The organism is Brucella rhizosphaerae, assembly GCF_002252475.1.
Classification (GTDB): domain Bacteria; phylum Pseudomonadota; class Alphaproteobacteria; order Rhizobiales; family Rhizobiaceae; genus Brucella; species Brucella rhizosphaerae.
The window spans coordinates 147,762-164,341 of sequence record NZ_NNRK01000034.1; the positions used below are offsets into that span (position 1 = coordinate 147,762).

A 16,580-nucleotide genomic window follows, 5' to 3' on the forward strand; every position below is an offset into this window, starting at 1 on the left:
GTTGTTAATATCCGGGCACCGAAAAGTCAGGTTTGCTCAAATGCGTCAGACGACGCGGCTTCGTGCAGGCTCTGATTAAAGCTGAGTACTCGTTGCTCTACCTATTTGTTTTTACGCATTATCCGATGCAAAATCGCTTCGCACTTTTGCTGGAAATGCTCTGACAGGCTCGATGCGATATGAAGATCAGAACCGCACTTCTTGGAACACTCCTGGCATCCGCTCTGCTTGCGGGCTGTCAGGGCTCGTCCGTTTCCGATCTCAGCTTGCGTGCTGAAAAGCCACTTTCTGAGAAAATGGTTGCCAAGATGAAGACGAAGGGCATGAGCCGCACTTCGCCAGTCATGGTTCGCATTTTCAAGGAAGAAGGCGTCCTTGAAGTCTGGAAACAGAAGAACAACGGCAAATACGACCAGATTGCCTCTTATGAAATCTGCAAATGGTCAGGTAAACTTGGACCGAAATTCGTTGAGGGTGATCGTCAGGCGCCCGAAGGCTTCTACAATGTGCGCCCGGCACAGATGAACCCGAATTCGCAATACCATCTTGCCTTCAACATTGGCTTCCCAAATGCCTATGACCGCGCCCATAACCGCACCGGCCAGAATCTGATGGTGCATGGTGCCTGTTCTTCTTCGGGCTGCTATTCCATGACTGATGATAGCGTCAGCGAGATATATGCGTTTGGTCGCGATGCCTTCAGAGGCGGCCAGCGTGATTTCCAGATTCAGGCCTTTCCGTTCCGTATGACCGCGGCCAATATGGCGCGTTATAAGAGCGATCCAAATTTCGGCTTCTGGAAAATGCTCAAGCAGGGCTACGATTCGTTTGAAACGACCAAGGTGCCGCCGAAAGTCGATGTCTGCGAAAAGCGTTACGTGTTTAACGTGCCAACCGCAGATGGCCAGCCGCTATCGCCAACAGGTGCATGCCCGCCTTCGGCAAGTGCTGAATCCATGGCTTACACGTCATCTTATGAAAAGACGTTCCAGAGCGCATTCAGTGCAGCTCAGAAAAAGCCAGCGCCATCCATTCAGGGCATCACCGAAGCGAAGCTCGTCTCCGACTGGAGTGCAGCGCGTGCACGCGGCGAGAAGGTAACGCGCGAACCGCCATCGCTTTCACCTGCATCGGCTGAAACGCCAAATGCGCCGGATATTCGCCCTGCAGCTACGCCAATTTCAGTGCAGCCAACAGCCATTGCCGCAACGCCAGCCGTTGCTGATCCGACACAGACAGCTTCTGTGCCTGTTCCGCAAGCAAATCCGGCAGTCGTTTCGCCCATGACCACCGCCAGCACGGTTACGGATAATGTCGCGGCACCCGCGCCTGAAAAGAAAAAGGCGTGGTGGAAGCTGGGCGGTAATTAACAGCAGATGGATAAAGACGTTCCCGTCTACGATCTGAGAGGGCTTAAGTGCCCTCTTCCTGTTTTAAAAACACGCAATCGCCTGCAAGATATGCCCAGCGGTGCGCTTCTCTGGGTGGAAGCAACTGATCCGCTGTCCGGTATCGATCTTCCACATTTCTGCACGCAGGAAGGCCACGCTCTGCTTACGCAGGAACGTGACGAAAAACTGCATCGTTTCCTTATTCAGAAAAAATAAAGCGGCTCCGATTAAAACCCGAATCCGCTTTTATCTCTTTGTTTTTACGCATTATTCTACGAAAAACCGCTTCGCAATTCTGGCTCAGACGCTTTAACGCGTTGAATAACCCGGAATAGCCAGCGGATTGTCCATCATTGCTGCACGATCGGGACGATCAATCCCAGCCTTACCCAGAAACGCGTCGAAAAGCTCACGCACATATGTTTCCGGTAAATCCTTTACAATCATCACCAGAAGCGTTTCGCGCTCATCCTTGGGCCATTTTGGCAATCGTGCTGGCGGATGGAAGATTTTCTGCACACCATGGATGACCAGCGGACGATCAGGGTCTTCGGCAATCTGCACAATCCCCTTCACGCGTAACAGCTTCTCGCCATGGGTCGAACGCAACAGATCGAGAAACATCTCGAAAGTCGAAAACGGTATCGGCTCCTTATGCCGCAGCGAAAAGGAACGAATTGCGTCGTCATGATGATGGTGGTGGTGCGCATGATGATGGTCATGATCGTGACTATGCCCGTGATCGTGCCCGTGACTATGCCCGTGATCATGATTGCAATCCGGTCCGCACTCATGATCGTGGTCATGGTGATGAGCATGGTTATGGTCGTGGTCTTGATCATCCTCATAGGCTTCCGCCTTCAGCCAGCGCTGCACGTCAGCCGTCTTGGTTTCAGGATTATACAGACCGCATTCAAAAAGCGCTGCATAGCCCGTGCGCGTGTCGGAAGCTTCCAGTATATCCGCACCCGGGTTGAGCAGGTGCAGCCGTGCTTTAAGAGCTGCCAGACTCGTCTGCGCTTCTGGCATATCCGCTTTTGTGATAATGATGCGGTCGGCCATTGCAGCCTGCTTGACGGCTTCCTCGTGGTTGTCGAGCGTTGCCATCCCATTGACAGCATCAACGGTCGCAAGCACGCCATCAAGGCGTAAAGCCTGCATCAGCACCGGATGTCCCATGATCGAATGCAGTACCGGCGCGGGATCAGCAAGGCCAGTCGTCTCGATGATAATCCGCTTCAATGCTTTGATGCGCCCGGTCTGAAGACGGTCGATCAGATCGGCCAGCGTATCCACCAATTCGCCGCGCACCGTGCAGCACAGGCAACCATCGGCAAGCTCGATAACCCCTTCACTGGCCTCTTCGACCAGCAGGTGATCGATGCTCACTTCACCAAATTCATTGATGATGACTGCTGTGTCCGTCAATGCGGGATCTTTCAGCAGACGATTGAGCAGCGTTGTCTTGCCCGAGCCCAGAAAGCCGGTCAGCACAGAAACAGGAATTGGATGCGGCATGGATCTATTCTTAATTTATCGTGGCTGTGGCGCCTGCAGCCGCACGCTGTGGGCGCGGCATTGGCACAGGGACCTGCGAAATATCAAGCTGCCCAACTCTGGTCACCTTGGCAGGCGGAGTCGAAACAAGCCCGACCTGAACCGGCACCGGCTCACGGGTCAGCGCATGGATATAAGGCGAATTGATCTGCAGACGTCCTTCGACATCACGACCATCCCAGCGGTCAGCCATTGCTTGCTGGCTACAGATGGCTTTGCGCATATCCACTGCCTGATTGACGGCACTGCTTGCAGGTGGAACCATTCCGCCCAGCGTCGGCGCACCGGCACCATTGCTGCGGAATGCGTCGGTCATCAATTGTGCAGCCTGTACGGCGCGCACTTCCTGACGATCCGCACCCAGAACAACGGCCAGAATGGTGCGGCCCTGACGGGTTGCGGAACTTGCAAGATTGAAACCTGAAGCGCAGACAAAGCCTGTCTTCATGCCATCGGCACCATCAAAACGACCGAGCAGAATATTGTAATTGGCCTGTGGCTTCTTGCCGTCTCCGGTATCAATGGCCTCAGTTCCGAAATAATGCGCATATTGCGGAAATTCGCGTCTGAGCTGCACACCAAGCACGGCGAGATCATGTGCCGTCGAATAGTTGTTCGGATCATGCAGACCATTTGGATTGGCAAAATGCGAACCGCTCATGCCAATGCGCTGCGCTTCAGAATTCATGCGCTGCACAAAAGCAGATTCCGTGCCGCCAACAGCTTCGGCAACTGCAACAGCCACGTCATTGGCGGATTTCACCAGCATGATCTTGAGCGCAGTATCAAGCGTCATCACCGAACCCGGGCGATAACCCATCTTGCTCGGCGGCTCTTTCGAGGCATTGACCGTCATGCGAACTGGAGATTCAAGCGTCAGCTGTCCTGCCTGAAGGGCACGGAAGGTAACATAGGCCGTCATCATCTTGGTGAGTGAAGCCGGATACCAGCGCTGGAAAGGATCCTGCGCGGAATAAACCTTGCCACTTGCAACATCCACCGCAATTGATGGATTTGCTGAAGCAGCAGATAAAGCACCAGCGAAGGCCAGGCCAGAAATCGCCGCAGTTGCAAACCAGATTTTCAACGACTTCGAAATCATTTCGTAGTTCCAATCAACAAGAGCCGCAATTTCTGCGGGTTATCGGTTCCGCTTCCTGTTGTATCGACCTGCAAAAGCCACAACGGCTTGCGAATACACCAGTCAAAAAGGAGAATTTGTACTGCTCTTATCTATGCCATGTGGCAAGGAAAAGGCAAATAGGGATTGCCCGCTTTCACCGAAACGTCATATTCTCGTTTCTTCTGAATAAAGAGAATCTGCAGGATATTTCCGAAATGCCAGTGCTCAATCGTGCCGTCGAAACTCAAGCGGAGATCGCCGCATGGCGTCGTCATCTGCACCAGAATCCCGAACTTCTTTACGATGTTCACGAAACGGCACGCTTTGTCGAAGAAAAACTGAAATCATTCGGTTGCGATATCGTTGAAACCGGCGTTGGGCGCTCAGGCGTTGTCGCGGTTATTAAAGGACGCCATGGTGACGGCCCGGCCATCGGCCTGCGCGCCGATATGGATGCATTGCCGATCACCGAAACCAGCGGCGTCGAATGGGCATCGAAAAATCCAGGCAAAGCGCATTCCTGTGGCCATGACGGCCACACATCCATGCTGCTTGGTGCTGCACAATATCTGGCCGAAACCCGTAATTTCCGCGGCTCTGCCGTGTTGCTTTTCCAACCGGCGGAAGAAGGCGGTGCCGGAGCACTCGCCATGGTGAAGGACGGCGTGATGGACCGGTTTGGTATCGCGGAAGTCTATGGCGTTCACAATTTGCCAAGCCTTGCAGTGGGCCAGTTCGCCATGTGCAAGGGTCCGATCATGGCCGCAACCGACGAATTCGACCTGTCCATCAAAGGTCGCGGCGGCCATGCGGCACAGCCACACCGCACGATTGATCCAATCCTTGCCGGTTCGCAGCTCCATCTTGCCATTCAGAGCATTGTCGCACGCAATATCGATCCGCTGGATTCGCTCGTTATTTCCATCACGAAGTTCCATGCCGGCGAAGCCTATAATGTCATCCCGGAAACGGCAAAACTGTCGGGTACCGTGCGCACGCTGAGCAAGGAAACCCGCGCCTATGCCGAACGTCGCATCCGCGAGGTGGCAGCTGGCATCGCAACCGTTACCGGTGCGGAAATCACCGTGCGTTATAAGAACAACTATCCTGTCACCTATAACCACGATGACCAGACCGACTTTGCGGCGCGCGTTGCAAAGAATGTGGCAGGCGAAGGCAAGGTGAAAACCGATGTCGCGCCGATGATGGCTGCGGAAGATTTCTCCTACATGCTGGAGGCACGTCCCGGCGCTTACATCTTCCTTGGTAATGGCGAAACACCGGGCCTGCATCATCCTGCTTATGATTTCAACGACGAAGCCATTCCATATGGCGTGAGCTATTTCGTATCTGTGATTGAAACAGCTCTCGCTGCCTGACACTTTTTAATGTGCAAAGAAATGCGCCTGCCCCGCTTTTTGCGGGGTTGGCGAAAGCCATGAAAAACAGTATGTGTCGGAAAATGCTCCGGTTCATTACAGCGCCGGGCGTTTTTGATGACTGGTCCCGTAGCTCAGTAGGATAGAGCGCAAGATTCCTAATCTTGAGGCCACTGGTTCGAATCCAGTCGGGATCACCATTCATCCTTCAGCAACGACTGATCCCGCCCCGCTCAAATTATCTTGAAGTCCTGTGATTTACGGCCATTTGTGCTATACCCGCCGGCGGTCTCATGGTGGTCTCATGGCGGACTCTCGTCTCTCCAACGGCTTGGTACATCCCCTCAATGCACGTGTATCCGTTCCTGAAACACCAAGCCTGACCTGTAAGTTCATCCCCCCAGGGTCATCACAAATGATCTACCCTATATGCTGGCCGTTTTGACAGACGGATCGGTGCGTTCGCAAAGCTGAAACCGTCATGACTATCATCCAGGAAACTGAAACGTCGGCCAGTGAACAAAGCGCTTCACTGGAAGCGAAAAGCAATTTCCGGATCATCGCCCTCATCGTTGCGAGTGCTATGCTGATGGAACAGCTCGACGCCACGATCCTGGCAACCGCTCTGCCAACTATGGCCAGGGATTTCGATGTCGCCGCCCCCTCGATGAGTGTCGCGCTCACATCATATCTTCTCAGCCTCGCCATTTTCATTCCGGCAAGCGGCAAGATCGCCGATCGCTTCGGTACACGAACGGTATTCCGCTTCGCCATTGGCATTTTCATTGCCGGCTCCATTCTCTGCGCACAGGCGCCGAACCTTCCCTTCCTTGTCTTTGCCCGCCTGTTGCAAGGTGCGGGCGGTGCCATGATGCTGCCAGTCGGGCGTCTGGTGCTGATCCGCTCTGTCGAGCGCAAAGACCTCATCTCGGCAATGTCGTGGATGCTGGTGCCTGCGCTGATGGGCCCGATCCTCGGACCGCCCATTGGGGGCCTGTTCGTGACCTGGCTCGATTGGCGCTGGATCTTTTACATCAATGTGCCGATTGGTATTCTGGGCATGATTTTCGTTTCGCTCTATATCGGAGAATATAAAAGCGAAGCGAAAGAGTCCTTTGATTTCGTGGGGTTGATCCTGTCAGGGATTGCTCTCGGTGCGCTGCTTTTCGGCCTGGAGAGTGCCACCACCAACACGGGTCTGGCGGCCAGGTTCTTTGTGGTGGGCATCGTGTTTGCGATAGCGACCGTTATCCATTCCCGCCGCCATCCAGCACCGCTTCTTGATTTTTCGCTGATGCGGATTGAGAGCTTCGGCACTTCAATGATTGCCGGGTCGATCACCCGTATCACGCAAGGAGCCCATCCATTCCTTTTGCCTTTGATGCTGCAGGTTGCCTTCGGTATTTCAGCCGTGTCGGCCGGTAATATGGTTTTGGCGACAGCACTCGGCTCCATGGCGATGAAAGCCTTTGCGCCTAAAATTATTCGCCGGTTCGGCTTCCGCTCGTCACTGGTTGTGAACGGCATATTCTCGTCATGCAGCTACGCAATCTGCGGTTTGTTCAGCCCTGAATGGCCGCATTGGCTGATCTTTGCCGTGCTGTTCATGTCCGGTTTTTCGATGTCGTTTCAGTTCACAGCCTATAATACGGTTGCCTATGACAAGATTGATGAGAAGCAGATGAGCTCGGCCAACAGCTTCTATTCAACCTTCCAGCAGCTTATGCTTTCTTTCGGCGTTTGTATCGGCGCACTCGCGCTTCACACGTCCATGGCCTGGCATGAACGCGACGTGCCGTTATCGTCGGATTTCTCGATGGCTTTCTTTATTGTGACCGGCATATCGCTGATGGCCACGTTCTGGAACCTTCGTTTCTCAAAGGACGCGGGCGCACAAATGCGCGGGCGATAAAGCGCATCCCGAAAAGTGGAAACCAGTTTTCAAAATAAGATGCGCGTTAAGATAAAGTATCAGAACACCGATCTGATATGTCTCACGCCCCATAAGGCCAGTTGGCCTGCGAAAACAGACCACCATCGACCCAGATCGTCTGGCCCGAAACAAAAAGCGCAGCATCAGACGCCAGAAACAGCACTGGGCCGGAGAGGTCCTCCACCGTTCCGACCCGCCGCAGTGGCGTGATCCGGCCCCATGTTTCTGCATAATCCGGCTGTTCCTGCGCAGTGCGCTCATTATAAATCGCACCGGGAGCCACGCAATTGACCCGGATGGCATGCGGCCCAAGTTCCACGGCAGACACCTTGGTGAACTGCTCAATCCCGCCCTTGGATGCCGTGTAAGAAACGAGTTTCGGGAAAGCGAGCTTATTGCAGCCCGAGCCTATATTGATAATAGCTCCGCCCTTGCCGACATCCACCATTCGCTTGGCAGCAGCTTTCGTATTCAGAAAACAGCCCTTCATATTGGTGCGGATCACATCGTCCCAGCCTTCCTCGGAAAGTTCCAGCAAAGGCGCCCATGTCTGAATACCGGCATTGTTGACGAGCACGTCCGGGGCATCGCCATACCAGCTGCAGACTTCGTCGAAGAACTCTTCGACCTCAACTCCAGAGCCGACATCGCATTCGATCCCCAGCGCCTGACCGCCCGCAGCTTCGACTTCTTCCATAAGTGTATTTGCAGCTTCGTCATCACCTCTGAAGCTGAAAGCAACCGCATAACCGGCTTCCGCAAATGCAGAAACAAGATGCCGGCCAATGCCGGTGCTTCCACCCGTGACAATCGCAAACCCACTCATAAAATTCCCTCCCAAAGGATCTCGAAAGGCAATTTAATCAACTTCAAGCAATGGTAAAGCTGTGAAAATGGAATTATCAGTTTTCCTGAAAGAGGAGACCAGCATGAACCCCGATATCAAAGTCGCCAACGGTGCCTGTCACTGCGGAACAGTGCGCTTTCGCGTCAAACTTTCCGATGGCCTTAACACGGCGCGCCGCTGCACCTGCTCCTATTGCCGGATGCGCGGTGCTGTTGCTGTTTCCGCCGATCTGGATGGACTGGAAATTCTCGAAGGCGAAGATGCGCTGACGCTCTACACGTTTAATACGGGTGCGGCGAAGCACTTTTTCTGCTCGAAATGCGGGATTTATACCTTCCACCAGCGCCGCTCCAGCCCCCACCAGTTCGGCGTGAATGCAGCCTGCCTCGAAGGTGTTTCACCCTTCGATTTCAAGGTTATTCCGGTCAATGACGGCGTGAACCACCCATCCGACAATCCAAACTATAAAGGTTCTGGCATCGCTGGCTATCTGCGTTTCGAACCATATGATGAAGCGAAGGCTGACTAAATCCTTGCGCGCCGCTTCTGCTCGTTTTTCTCCCATGAAAACACGACGGGCGGCAGCGGATCGAAGCCGCGAATAATGTCCGCACCCTTTTCGCCGACCATAATCGTCGGCGCATTGGTGTTACACGAAGGAACACGCGGCATGATCGAACTGTCGCAGACGCGCAGACCTTCAAGCCCGCGTACCCTCAAATCAAGATCGACAACAGCCATAGCGTCCGTGCCCATCTTGCAGGTGCCGACCGGATGATGATCGGTCTTGGCATTGGCGCAGGCATAGTCGAACAGATCATCATCGCTTAAGACCTTGGGTCCCGGCAGACGTTCCGCCATGACATAAGGTTTCAACGCATCCTGCTGCATGATTTCACGAGCGATCTTCAGCCCTTCCAGCGACATCTTGCGGTCATGTGGATCACTCCAGTAATTGGGATCAATGAGCGGCGCTGCTGCCGGATCGGCTGAAGCCAGCCGCACAGTTCCACGCGACCGCGGATGCAGATAGGCGGAGTTAAGCGTTACACCGGCATTTTTGAGCTTCTCAACACCCGCCTCAATGCCGGACCCGAGTCCCAGATGAAACTGGATATCGGGTGAGCGTGCATTGGGATCAGCGTACCAGAAGCCGCCGGTTTCAAAGAGGCTCGACGCCACAGGGCCCGAGCGCAACAGCATATATTGCAAACCTGCTCCAAGCGTCCGATGCAGCTTCGCCACACCATCATAAGTGTGATCGCCAGTGCATTCGGCAATGACAAACAAATCGAGATGATCCTGCATGTTTTCGCCCACACCCGGAAGATCATGCCTGACCGCGACGCCTGCTTTTTTCAGATGATCAGCAGGACCAATACCCGATTGCAGCAGAAGTTTCGGCGAACCAATCGCACCTGACGACACAATCACCTCACGCGCCGCGCGTAAAACTTCGCCGTTCATCAGTGTTACGCCGGTCACACGTGTTTTTTCCAGCACGATATTGCGTACCGGCGCATTCATCTGCACGGTGAGGTTCTTGCGATCCCTGATGGTGGACAGATAAGCAAGCGACGCCGACGAGCGGCGGCGGTTGCGCTGAGTGAGCTGATAAAAGCCCACGCCTGCCTGTTCGCGACCGTTGAAATCCGGATTATACGGAATTCCCAGTTCCTGCCCTGCGCGGATATAGGCGTCGCAGATCGGCAGCGGCGAAGACGGCATCGAAACGCCGAGCGGCCCGCCATAAGAATGGTAGTCATCGTTAAAACGCTGATTGTCTTCCGCTCGTTTGAAATAGGGCAGCACATGGCGATAATCCCAGCCGGTGCAACCATCCTCATCAGCCCAGAGATCATAATCGGCAGCATTGCCGCGCGTATAAATCTGCGCATTGATGCTGGAGCCGCCGCCGATAACTTTCGCCTGCGTATAGCGAAGCACACGATTTTTCAGGTGTTTCTGCGGCACGGTTTCCCAGCCCCAGCTCGCCACGCCCTTGGTCATCTTGGCAAAACCGGCGGGCATATGAAACAGTGGGTTCCAGTCACTGCCACCAGCTTCGAGCAACAGCACTTTAACCGACGCATCTTCGCTCAGACGATTGGCGAGAACACAACCGGCAGGCCCACCACCAACAATGATATAATCGTAATCCATTCGTTTCTCCTCCCGAGAAACTAAAGCTTTGCAATCGACAAGCCGCCATCGGCATTGATCACCGAGCCTGTCGCAAATATGAAATCACCGCCAGCAAGCCCGGCTACAATCGCGCCGACATCACCCGCCTCGCCCCAGCGCTTCATCGGCACCAGACCACCTTCGATCAGCGCGTCATAACGCTCAGTAACCCTGGCCGTCATGTCAGTGCGGATGATGCCGGGACGCACTTCAAACACGCCGATCCGCGCTTCGGCCAAACGCAATGCCAGCCCTTGCGTGAATGCCGTCAGCCCCGCTTTACTGATGCAGTAATCAAGCCGCTCGGGCGACGTCATCACTGATGAAACCGAACTGATCGTCACAATGCTACGCGAGAACCGGACTTCACCTGTAGCCAGCATGGCCTTCACCACAGCCTGGGTGAAAAACACAGTACCGCGCAGGTTCACTCCCATAATCGTGTCGAAGTTCTCAGGCATAAGCCCAAGAAAATCTCCGCGCTCAACCGAGCCCATGCCAGCATTGTTGACCAGACAATCGATGCCGCCGAGCTCTGCAATAACTGCGGCAACAGTTTCCTCATGCGTTTCGATAGCAGCAAGATCGCTTTCAAAGAATGCCACTTTTCCGCCAAGGCCGCGCAATTCATCAATGACGGCATCGTCGCTTTCGCGGTCAGTAATGGCGAGATCAAAACCTTTGGCCAGTAACGCGCGGGCAATGCCAAGCCCGATACCGCGTCGCCCGCCAGTCACCAGTGCAACAGGTCTTTGACGGTTCATACCAGCGCCTCTCGATTCAAGTGGTCCGCCACGCGCAAGGCTTGCGCAGCAACGGTCAGCGCCGGATTGACTGCCGCCGAGGTCGGCAGAAATGATGCATCGACCACATAGAGATTGGGATGATCATAAGCGCGGCAATAAGGATCAAGCGGCGCTGTCGCGGGATCATTACCGATGCGAACTGTCCCGCATTGGTGTGATGGTGTGCGCCGGTCGAAGGCTCGTGAAAGTACCACCGGAAACCCTGCCTGTTTGAGCGCAGCTTTCAGCTTATCAACCAGCATCAGATGCGCTTTCCAGTTGGTGCGCACCCAATGCAAAATGATGCGGTCGCCATCCACTGTCACGCGGCTTTCCGGCGATGGCAAATCCTCGCTCATCGCGTAAAAATCGATTGTGTGCCCGGCAATGCGGTTCAGCAACCATTCCGGCACACGCGGCATACTCGATTTCAGAACGGCTCCCGACACGCGGCCCAGCAATTGTACATTGCCAAGTGGTGGGCCGCCTGCACCGTCCGAGAGATAGTAATCATTGAAGCCAAAAGTCTTCTGATAGACGCTGTCATTGCGGTAACGCGGATCGAACCCGATCACAGCACTGGCATTGTGGTTCATGAAGTTGCGGCCCACCTGATCCGAACGGTTCGCCACTCCTGAGCGCAACAAAAGTGCAGCCGACTGCACCGATCCAGCAGACAGAATGACGAGCTTGGGACGCAGGACCAGCGCCTCACCGTTCTTCAGATAATGAACTGCGGTGATGGTTTTGCCATCCGGCCCGGTTTCCAAATGCGTCACCCGTGCCGATGTTTCAAGCCGAACATTCGGATGCTTGAGCGCTTCCGCAAGCGGACAGGTTTCCGCATCCATCTTGCCATCATTGCTGTTTGGATGTGCATCCCACGGCGTTTTGGCCCTGGCCAACCAGCGCTCGATATCGACACCCAGCGGCAATGAAGCCGGATGTAACCCGGCTTTTTTCAACCGTGCGCGCGCATCGGCAATCGGGCGTTCGTCACTGATAGAAGGGTAAGGATATGGCTTGGAATGACGCGGCTCGCTCGGATCATCGCCCAGCTCGCCTCGAACCTGAAACAGCTCCTCAGCCTTGCAATACCATGGCTCAACTTCGTCATAGGAGAAAGGCCAGGCCGGTGACACGCCTTCGAGATGCGCGAGCTCGTCGAAGTCTTCACGGCGATAGCGCACAAGCACCGCGCCATAGAATTTGGAATTGCCACCAACATTATAATAATTGCCGGGATTGAACGGCGTGCCATCCGTCTCATACCAGAACTCTTTCGGGCGAAAGAAACCACGCTGAAAGATAGCGCGCGGGTCGCGGTTTTCTGGCCTGTCAGCAAGCCGTTCGCCAGCCTCCAGAATAAGAATGTCAGCACCCGATACGGCCAGACCGGCGGCCATTGTCGCGCCGCCGATACCCGATCCGATGATGACGATATCCGGCTGTCCTCCCAAAGCCGTCACTCCTACTTTGCTTGCGGCATCCACCAGCCCGTGCGCGCGCCGATATGCATGTTGAGCGTCTTGGTTTCGGTATAATCCTCAACCGCATGACGGCCCAGCTCGCGACCCAGACCCGACTGGCGATAACCGCCAAAAGGCAGTTCCGGTGTGCCGTCCATGAAAGTGTTCATCCACACAGTACCGGCACGCACCTTGCGACCAATGTTCATGCAGGTGTCGAAATCACGGCTCCACACACCTGCCGACAAGCCATAATCGACCGCATTGGCAATCGAAATCGCTTCATCGACAGTATCAAAGGAGAGCACCGACAAGACTGGTCCAAACACTTCCTCACGCGCCACGGCCATATCGGCCTTCACGCCCGCAAGAATAGTCGGCCCCATATATTGACCGAGCCCGAGATCAAGCACATCGCCGCCGTGAGCAAGCGAAGCACCCGCCTTCTTTGCCTGATCAACGTAGGAACCAACTTTGCTCAAATGTTGCGGTGTGATAATCGCGCCCACCTGCGTGCTGACATCAAGCGGATCGCCAACGATCACCTTTTTCGACAAATCAGCAACACGCCCAACGATCTCATCAACAATGGAGCGGTGCACGATGAGACGCGAACCGGCATTGCAGCATTCGCCCGCGTTGAACCAGGCACCGAACACGGCCGCATCAATGAATGCATCCATATCCGCATCCGGGAAAAGGATTTGCGGGTTTTTGCCGCCAAGCTCCAGCGATACTTTTTTGAGCGTTTGCGCGGCATTGGCCATGGTGAGTTTGCCGACGCCCGTCGAACCAGTAAAGGACACCATATCGACGTCCGGATGCGTGCTCATATGCTGACCGACATCAGCACCCGTTCCGGTGATGATGTTTACCACACCATCCGGAACACCTGCTTCAGCCAGAATTTCGCCCAGCAACAATGTCGAACCAGACGTGAGTTCCGACGGTTTCACCACAGCCGTGCAACCGGCAGCGAGTGCGAAAGGCAGTTTCTGCCCGACGATCAGGAACGGGAAGTTCCAGGGCGTGATGATGGAAACAACACCAATCGCCTCGCGCAATACAACACCCAGCGTGCCGTCACCCAGCGTGTTGTAGCTCTCGCCGTGCAGATCGCGTGCGAGTGCCGCCGCATACCGCCAAATATCAACAGAACCGGCGATCTCGCCGCGCACCTGGCTGATTGGTTTGCCGGCTTCAATGGCATCGAGATAGGCTAATTCTTCAGCCCGCGCTTCAATCAGATCGGCAGCTTTCAGCAATACCAATGATCGTTGTGAAGCAGTCTTCGAGGTCCAGCGGCCATCGTCAAAAGCTCTGCGCGCGGCGGAAACAGCGCGGTCAACATCAGCCTTGTTGCCCGCCGGATAACGGCTCACGGTTACGCCATGGCCGGGAGCCACCCGTTCAATGCTCTCGCCGCTCTGACTTTGAACCCATTTGCCATCAATCAGCATTGAGAATCCACGAACTTCCAGCCCGGTCAGCGGTTGCGGTTTTACGACGACGCTCATCACCATTTTCCTTCAAATTTTGCTTCGCGCTTTTCGCTGAAAGAGCGCACGCCTTCTTTCAGATCGCCGGTCTTGGCAGCCAGAATGGAGCCCAGTGCTTCCACCGCCGTGCCGTTATCTTCGCCATTGGCGACAGACAGCATAAGTTTAGAAATCTCGAGTGCGGCGGGCCCGCGTTTTGCCACCCGTTCCGCATAATCCCTGGCAGCTTCAAGTGCAGTGCCCGTATCCACAACACTATCGACCAGACCATGCAACAGCGCTTCTTCGGCAGTGAATATCTCGCCGCCCAGCACCATGCGGCGGACAATCTGCGGACCAAACCGGCGCACCAGACGTTGCGTGCCAGACCAGCCAGGAATCATACCAAGCGAGGTTTCCGGCAGACCTATCTTTGCCTGTCGTTCAACAATGCGGATATCGGCAGCACCCGCCAATTCCAGACCACCGCCCAAAGCATGGCCGTTCATCGCCGCAATCAACGGCATGCGCAAAGTCGCAAGCCGCTCGAAAACGCGATGCCCATAGCGCACCCATGCATGGCCAAACTCTTGCGGCTCCATGCCGCCCCATGCCTTGATATCGCCACCCGCTGAAAAGGCCTTGCCCTCGCCGGTCAGGATTGCAACGCGGATGGAAGCATCAGCCTCGACATGATCACAAGCTGCTGACAGTTCCTGTAAAAGTTCAATATCCAATGCATTGAGCTTTTCAGGCCGTCTGATGGTCATCACAGCTATATGGTTCTCAACCAGAATTTCCACGCGTCCAATATTTACGTTTTCTGGCATTTAAGCCTCCAGCTTTCTGGCAGGCTTTTCGGGCAACGTAAGCCCAATCGGTTCATCGCGGAACAGGGCTTCATCCATCCGTTTGAGTCTGTCCGAAACGATCAGCGGAAATTCTGCCTGATCGAGAATATGTGTCTGCAAATCGACGCCCGGCGCGATTTCCGTCAACACGATGCCCTCAGGCGTCAGCTTCAATACGGCACGTTCTGTGACATAGGTGATGTCTTGTCCCTGTTCGACACCACGCGGACCTGAGAAGGTGACATGCTCGACCTCATTGACGAGCTTCTTGAGCTTGCCTTCCTTCTCGATCACCAGCTTGCCATCAGCGACGGAGAGCTTCGCGCCAGCATTAAACATGCCGGAGAACACGATCTTCTTTGCTCTCGCGGTAATGTCGACAAAGCCACCGGCACCCGCTGTCACATGCGGCCGAAACGACAGTTTCGAAACATTGACCGAGCCGTCGCGCCCGATCTCAAGGAAAGACAGAAGCGAGGCATCGAACCCCGCGCCTTGGAAATAAGTGAACTGATAGGGCGAAGGCATATAGGCGTCGGCATTCGCCGCGCAGCCGAAGGCAAAATCCAGAAGCGGCACACCGCCAACCGCACCCTGCTCGATCACCCACGTCACTGCACCATGCAAGCCTTCTTCAAGCAGAATGCGTGGCACATTGGCGGAAATGCCAAAGCCCAAGTTTACCGCACTCCCCGTCTGCAACTCCTGCGCCACGCGGCGGGCAATCGCTTTCTGGATATTGAATTCGGGCAAACGAAATGTATCGAGCGGGCGGAAAATCTCCCCGGATATCGCCGGATCGTAAAGTGTCTGGGTGGTCTGTTTCTGGTCCGGATCAACCACGATATAATCAACCAGAACACCCGGCACGCGAACATCATGCGGCTTCAGCGTGCCTTCTTTGGCAATACGTTTCACCTGCGCAATGACGATGCCGCCATTGTTGCGTGCAGCAAGTGCCTGATCGAGACCGCCAAGATAAGCACCCTCATGTTCATAGGTAAGGTTGCCACGTTCATCAGCCGTGGTGGCACGAATGATCGTGACATGTGGCACGATATTGGGGAAATAGAGCCAGTCTTCGCCTTCAAAACTGACATGTTTAACGACAGGCTCCTGTGTGGCCTTTTCGTTCATCGCCGTGCCCTGTCGCTTGGGATCAACGAAAGTATCAAGCCCCACCCTGGTCAGCACGCCGGGGCGCTTGGCAGCAGCTTCGCGGTGCATATCGAACAGGATACCGGACGGAATATTATAGGCCGGGATCTCGTTATTGGTGATCATCTGCCAGATCAGCGGTGGCTCGGCGCTTGATGGCCCGGACGGGTAAGAACCGCCGATAATCTTTTTCAGAAGCCCTTTTTTGGCAATGTAATCGACGCCTTTGATACCGCTCATATCACCCGCAGCAATCGGGTGCAGCGTGGTGATGTCTTTGGGATGGCCGGTCTCGTCAAAACGCTCGCCGATGGCTTTCAGCATCATATCGGGACAGCCAAGACCGCTCGACGAAGACACCGAGACGACGGCGTTATCAGGAATGAGTGCGGCGGCTTCTGCAAATGAAATATGTTTGCTCATAG

The 16,580-nt window shown here is 54.9% G+C and carries 14 protein-coding genes and 1 tRNA gene; 6 read left to right on the forward strand and 9 right to left on the reverse strand.

Translation table 11 applies throughout. The features are described from left to right. Nucleotides 1-179: 179 nt before the first annotated feature. Both CEV32_RS17810 and CEV32_RS17815 read left to right on the forward strand, forming a co-directional pair. Complete coding sequence (locus CEV32_RS17810; protein ID WP_094578461.1) at nucleotides 180-1,370, forward strand: L,D-transpeptidase family protein; 1,191 nt, start codon at nucleotides 180-182, stop codon at nucleotides 1,368-1,370. A gap of 6 nt (nucleotides 1,371-1,376) precedes the next feature. Then, on the forward strand, nucleotides 1,377-1,607 hold the full coding sequence (locus CEV32_RS17815; protein ID WP_094578462.1) for a sulfurtransferase TusA family protein: 231 nt from the start codon (nucleotides 1,377-1,379) through the stop codon (nucleotides 1,605-1,607). Between the two features lie 93 nt (nucleotides 1,608-1,700). On the opposite strand, the gene CEV32_RS17820 is transcribed toward CEV32_RS17815, so the two are convergent. Both CEV32_RS17820 and CEV32_RS17825 read right to left on the reverse strand, forming a co-directional pair. After that, nucleotides 1,701-2,909: a CobW family GTP-binding protein gene (locus tag CEV32_RS17820; RefSeq protein WP_094578463.1), complete on the reverse strand. Its 1,209-nt coding sequence runs from the start codon at nucleotides 2,907-2,909 to the stop codon at nucleotides 1,701-1,703. A 10-nt stretch (nucleotides 2,910-2,919) separates the two neighbouring features. Further along, a complete protein-coding gene (locus CEV32_RS17825) occupies nucleotides 2,920-4,050 on the reverse strand; it encodes a D-alanyl-D-alanine carboxypeptidase family protein (RefSeq protein WP_094578464.1) in 1,131 nt (376 codons plus the stop codon). Nucleotides 4,051-4,286: 236 nt separating this feature from the next. On the opposite strand from CEV32_RS17825, the gene CEV32_RS17830 reads away from it, so the two are divergent. The 3 genes from CEV32_RS17830 to CEV32_RS17840 all read left to right on the forward strand — a co-directional run bounded on the left by CEV32_RS17830 (nucleotide 4,287) and on the right by CEV32_RS17840 (nucleotide 7,362). Next, on the forward strand, nucleotides 4,287-5,450 hold the full coding sequence (locus CEV32_RS17830; RefSeq protein ID WP_094578465.1) for a M20 aminoacylase family protein: 1,164 nt from the start codon (nucleotides 4,287-4,289) through the stop codon (nucleotides 5,448-5,450). A 123-nt stretch (nucleotides 5,451-5,573) separates the two neighbouring features. Beyond that, a tRNA-Arg gene (locus CEV32_RS17835) sits at nucleotides 5,574-5,650 on the forward strand. A gap of 281 nt (nucleotides 5,651-5,931) precedes the next feature. After that, nucleotides 5,932-7,362: a DHA2 family efflux MFS transporter permease subunit gene (locus CEV32_RS17840; RefSeq protein WP_094578466.1), complete on the forward strand. Its 1,431-nt coding sequence runs from the start codon at nucleotides 5,932-5,934 to the stop codon at nucleotides 7,360-7,362. A gap of 82 nt (nucleotides 7,363-7,444) precedes the next feature. Here the strand turns inward: CEV32_RS17840 and CEV32_RS17845 are convergent, their stop codons facing one another. Continuing rightward, a complete protein-coding gene (locus tag CEV32_RS17845; RefSeq protein ID WP_094578467.1) occupies nucleotides 7,445-8,209 on the reverse strand; it encodes an SDR family NAD(P)-dependent oxidoreductase in 765 nt (254 codons plus the stop codon). 103 nt (nucleotides 8,210-8,312) lie between these two features. Here CEV32_RS17845 and CEV32_RS17850 point away from each other — a divergent pair, with 103 nt between their 5' ends. After that, nucleotides 8,313-8,759 carry a GFA family protein gene (locus tag CEV32_RS17850; protein WP_094578468.1) on the forward strand — a complete coding sequence of 149 codons (447 nt, stop codon included), beginning with the start codon at nucleotides 8,313-8,315 and terminating at the stop codon, nucleotides 8,757-8,759. Here CEV32_RS17850 and CEV32_RS17855 read toward each other — a convergent pair. From CEV32_RS17855 to CEV32_RS17880, 6 genes are read right to left on the reverse strand one after another with little or no spacing between them, the layout of a single operon-like run. After that, nucleotides 8,756-10,393, reverse strand: coding sequence for a GMC family oxidoreductase (locus CEV32_RS17855; RefSeq protein WP_094578469.1), 1,638 nt, complete (start codon nucleotides 10,391-10,393; stop codon nucleotides 8,756-8,758). The genes CEV32_RS17850 and CEV32_RS17855 overlap by 4 nt on opposite strands. Before the next feature lie 20 nt (nucleotides 10,394-10,413). Continuing rightward, a complete protein-coding gene (locus CEV32_RS17860) occupies nucleotides 10,414-11,178 on the reverse strand; it encodes a 3-ketoacyl-ACP reductase (RefSeq protein WP_094578470.1) in 765 nt (254 codons plus the stop codon). Continuing rightward, nucleotides 11,175-12,659: a GMC oxidoreductase gene (locus CEV32_RS17865; RefSeq protein WP_094579151.1), complete on the reverse strand. Its 1,485-nt coding sequence runs from the start codon at nucleotides 12,657-12,659 to the stop codon at nucleotides 11,175-11,177. The genes CEV32_RS17860 and CEV32_RS17865 overlap by 4 nt, the downstream gene beginning before the upstream one ends. A gap of 11 nt (nucleotides 12,660-12,670) precedes the next feature. Next, nucleotides 12,671-14,191 carry an aldehyde dehydrogenase family protein gene (locus tag CEV32_RS17870; RefSeq protein ID WP_094578471.1) on the reverse strand — a complete coding sequence of 507 codons (1,521 nt, stop codon included), beginning with the start codon at nucleotides 14,189-14,191 and terminating at the stop codon, nucleotides 12,671-12,673. Next, nucleotides 14,185-14,976: an enoyl-CoA hydratase/isomerase family protein gene (locus CEV32_RS17875; protein ID WP_094578472.1), complete on the reverse strand. Its 792-nt coding sequence runs from the start codon at nucleotides 14,974-14,976 to the stop codon at nucleotides 14,185-14,187. Before CEV32_RS17875 ends, CEV32_RS17870 begins: the two co-directional genes overlap by 7 nt. Further along, entirely contained in the window at nucleotides 14,977-16,578 is a 1,602-nt protein-coding gene (locus CEV32_RS17880; RefSeq protein WP_094578473.1) for an acyl CoA:acetate/3-ketoacid CoA transferase, read from the reverse strand. Between the last annotated feature and the right edge of the window lie 2 nt (nucleotides 16,579-16,580).

Coding starts and splice junctions, on each gene's coding strand:
- CEV32_RS17810 (WP_094578461.1), top strand. CDS start 180: ATGAAGATCAGAACCGCACTTCTTGGAACACTCCTGGCATCCGCTCTG.
- CEV32_RS17815 (WP_094578462.1), top strand. CDS start 1,377: ATGGATAAAGACGTTCCCGTCTACGATCTGAGAGGGCTTAAGTGCCCT.
- CEV32_RS17820 (WP_094578463.1), bottom strand. CDS start 2,909: ATGCCGCATCCAATTCCTGTTTCTGTGCTGACCGGCTTTCTGGGCTCG.
- CEV32_RS17825 (WP_094578464.1), bottom strand. CDS start 4,050: ATGATTTCGAAGTCGTTGAAAATCTGGTTTGCAACTGCGGCGATTTCT.
- CEV32_RS17830 (WP_094578465.1), top strand. CDS start 4,287: ATGCCAGTGCTCAATCGTGCCGTCGAAACTCAAGCGGAGATCGCCGCA.
- CEV32_RS17840 (WP_094578466.1), top strand. CDS start 5,932: ATGACTATCATCCAGGAAACTGAAACGTCGGCCAGTGAACAAAGCGCT.
- CEV32_RS17845 (WP_094578467.1), bottom strand. CDS start 8,209: ATGAGTGGGTTTGCGATTGTCACGGGTGGAAGCACCGGCATTGGCCGG.
- CEV32_RS17850 (WP_094578468.1), top strand. CDS start 8,313: ATGAACCCCGATATCAAAGTCGCCAACGGTGCCTGTCACTGCGGAACA.
- CEV32_RS17855 (WP_094578469.1), bottom strand. CDS start 10,393: ATGGATTACGATTATATCATTGTTGGTGGTGGGCCTGCCGGTTGTGTT.
- CEV32_RS17860 (WP_094578470.1), bottom strand. CDS start 11,178: ATGAACCGTCAAAGACCTGTTGCACTGGTGACTGGCGGGCGACGCGGT.
- CEV32_RS17870 (WP_094578471.1), bottom strand. CDS start 14,191: ATGGTGATGAGCGTCGTCGTAAAACCGCAACCGCTGACCGGGCTGGAA.
- CEV32_RS17875 (WP_094578472.1), bottom strand. CDS start 14,976: ATGCCAGAAAACGTAAATATTGGACGCGTGGAAATTCTGGTTGAGAAC.
- CEV32_RS17880 (WP_094578473.1), bottom strand. CDS start 16,578: ATGAGCAAACATATTTCATTTGCAGAAGCCGCCGCACTCATTCCTGAT.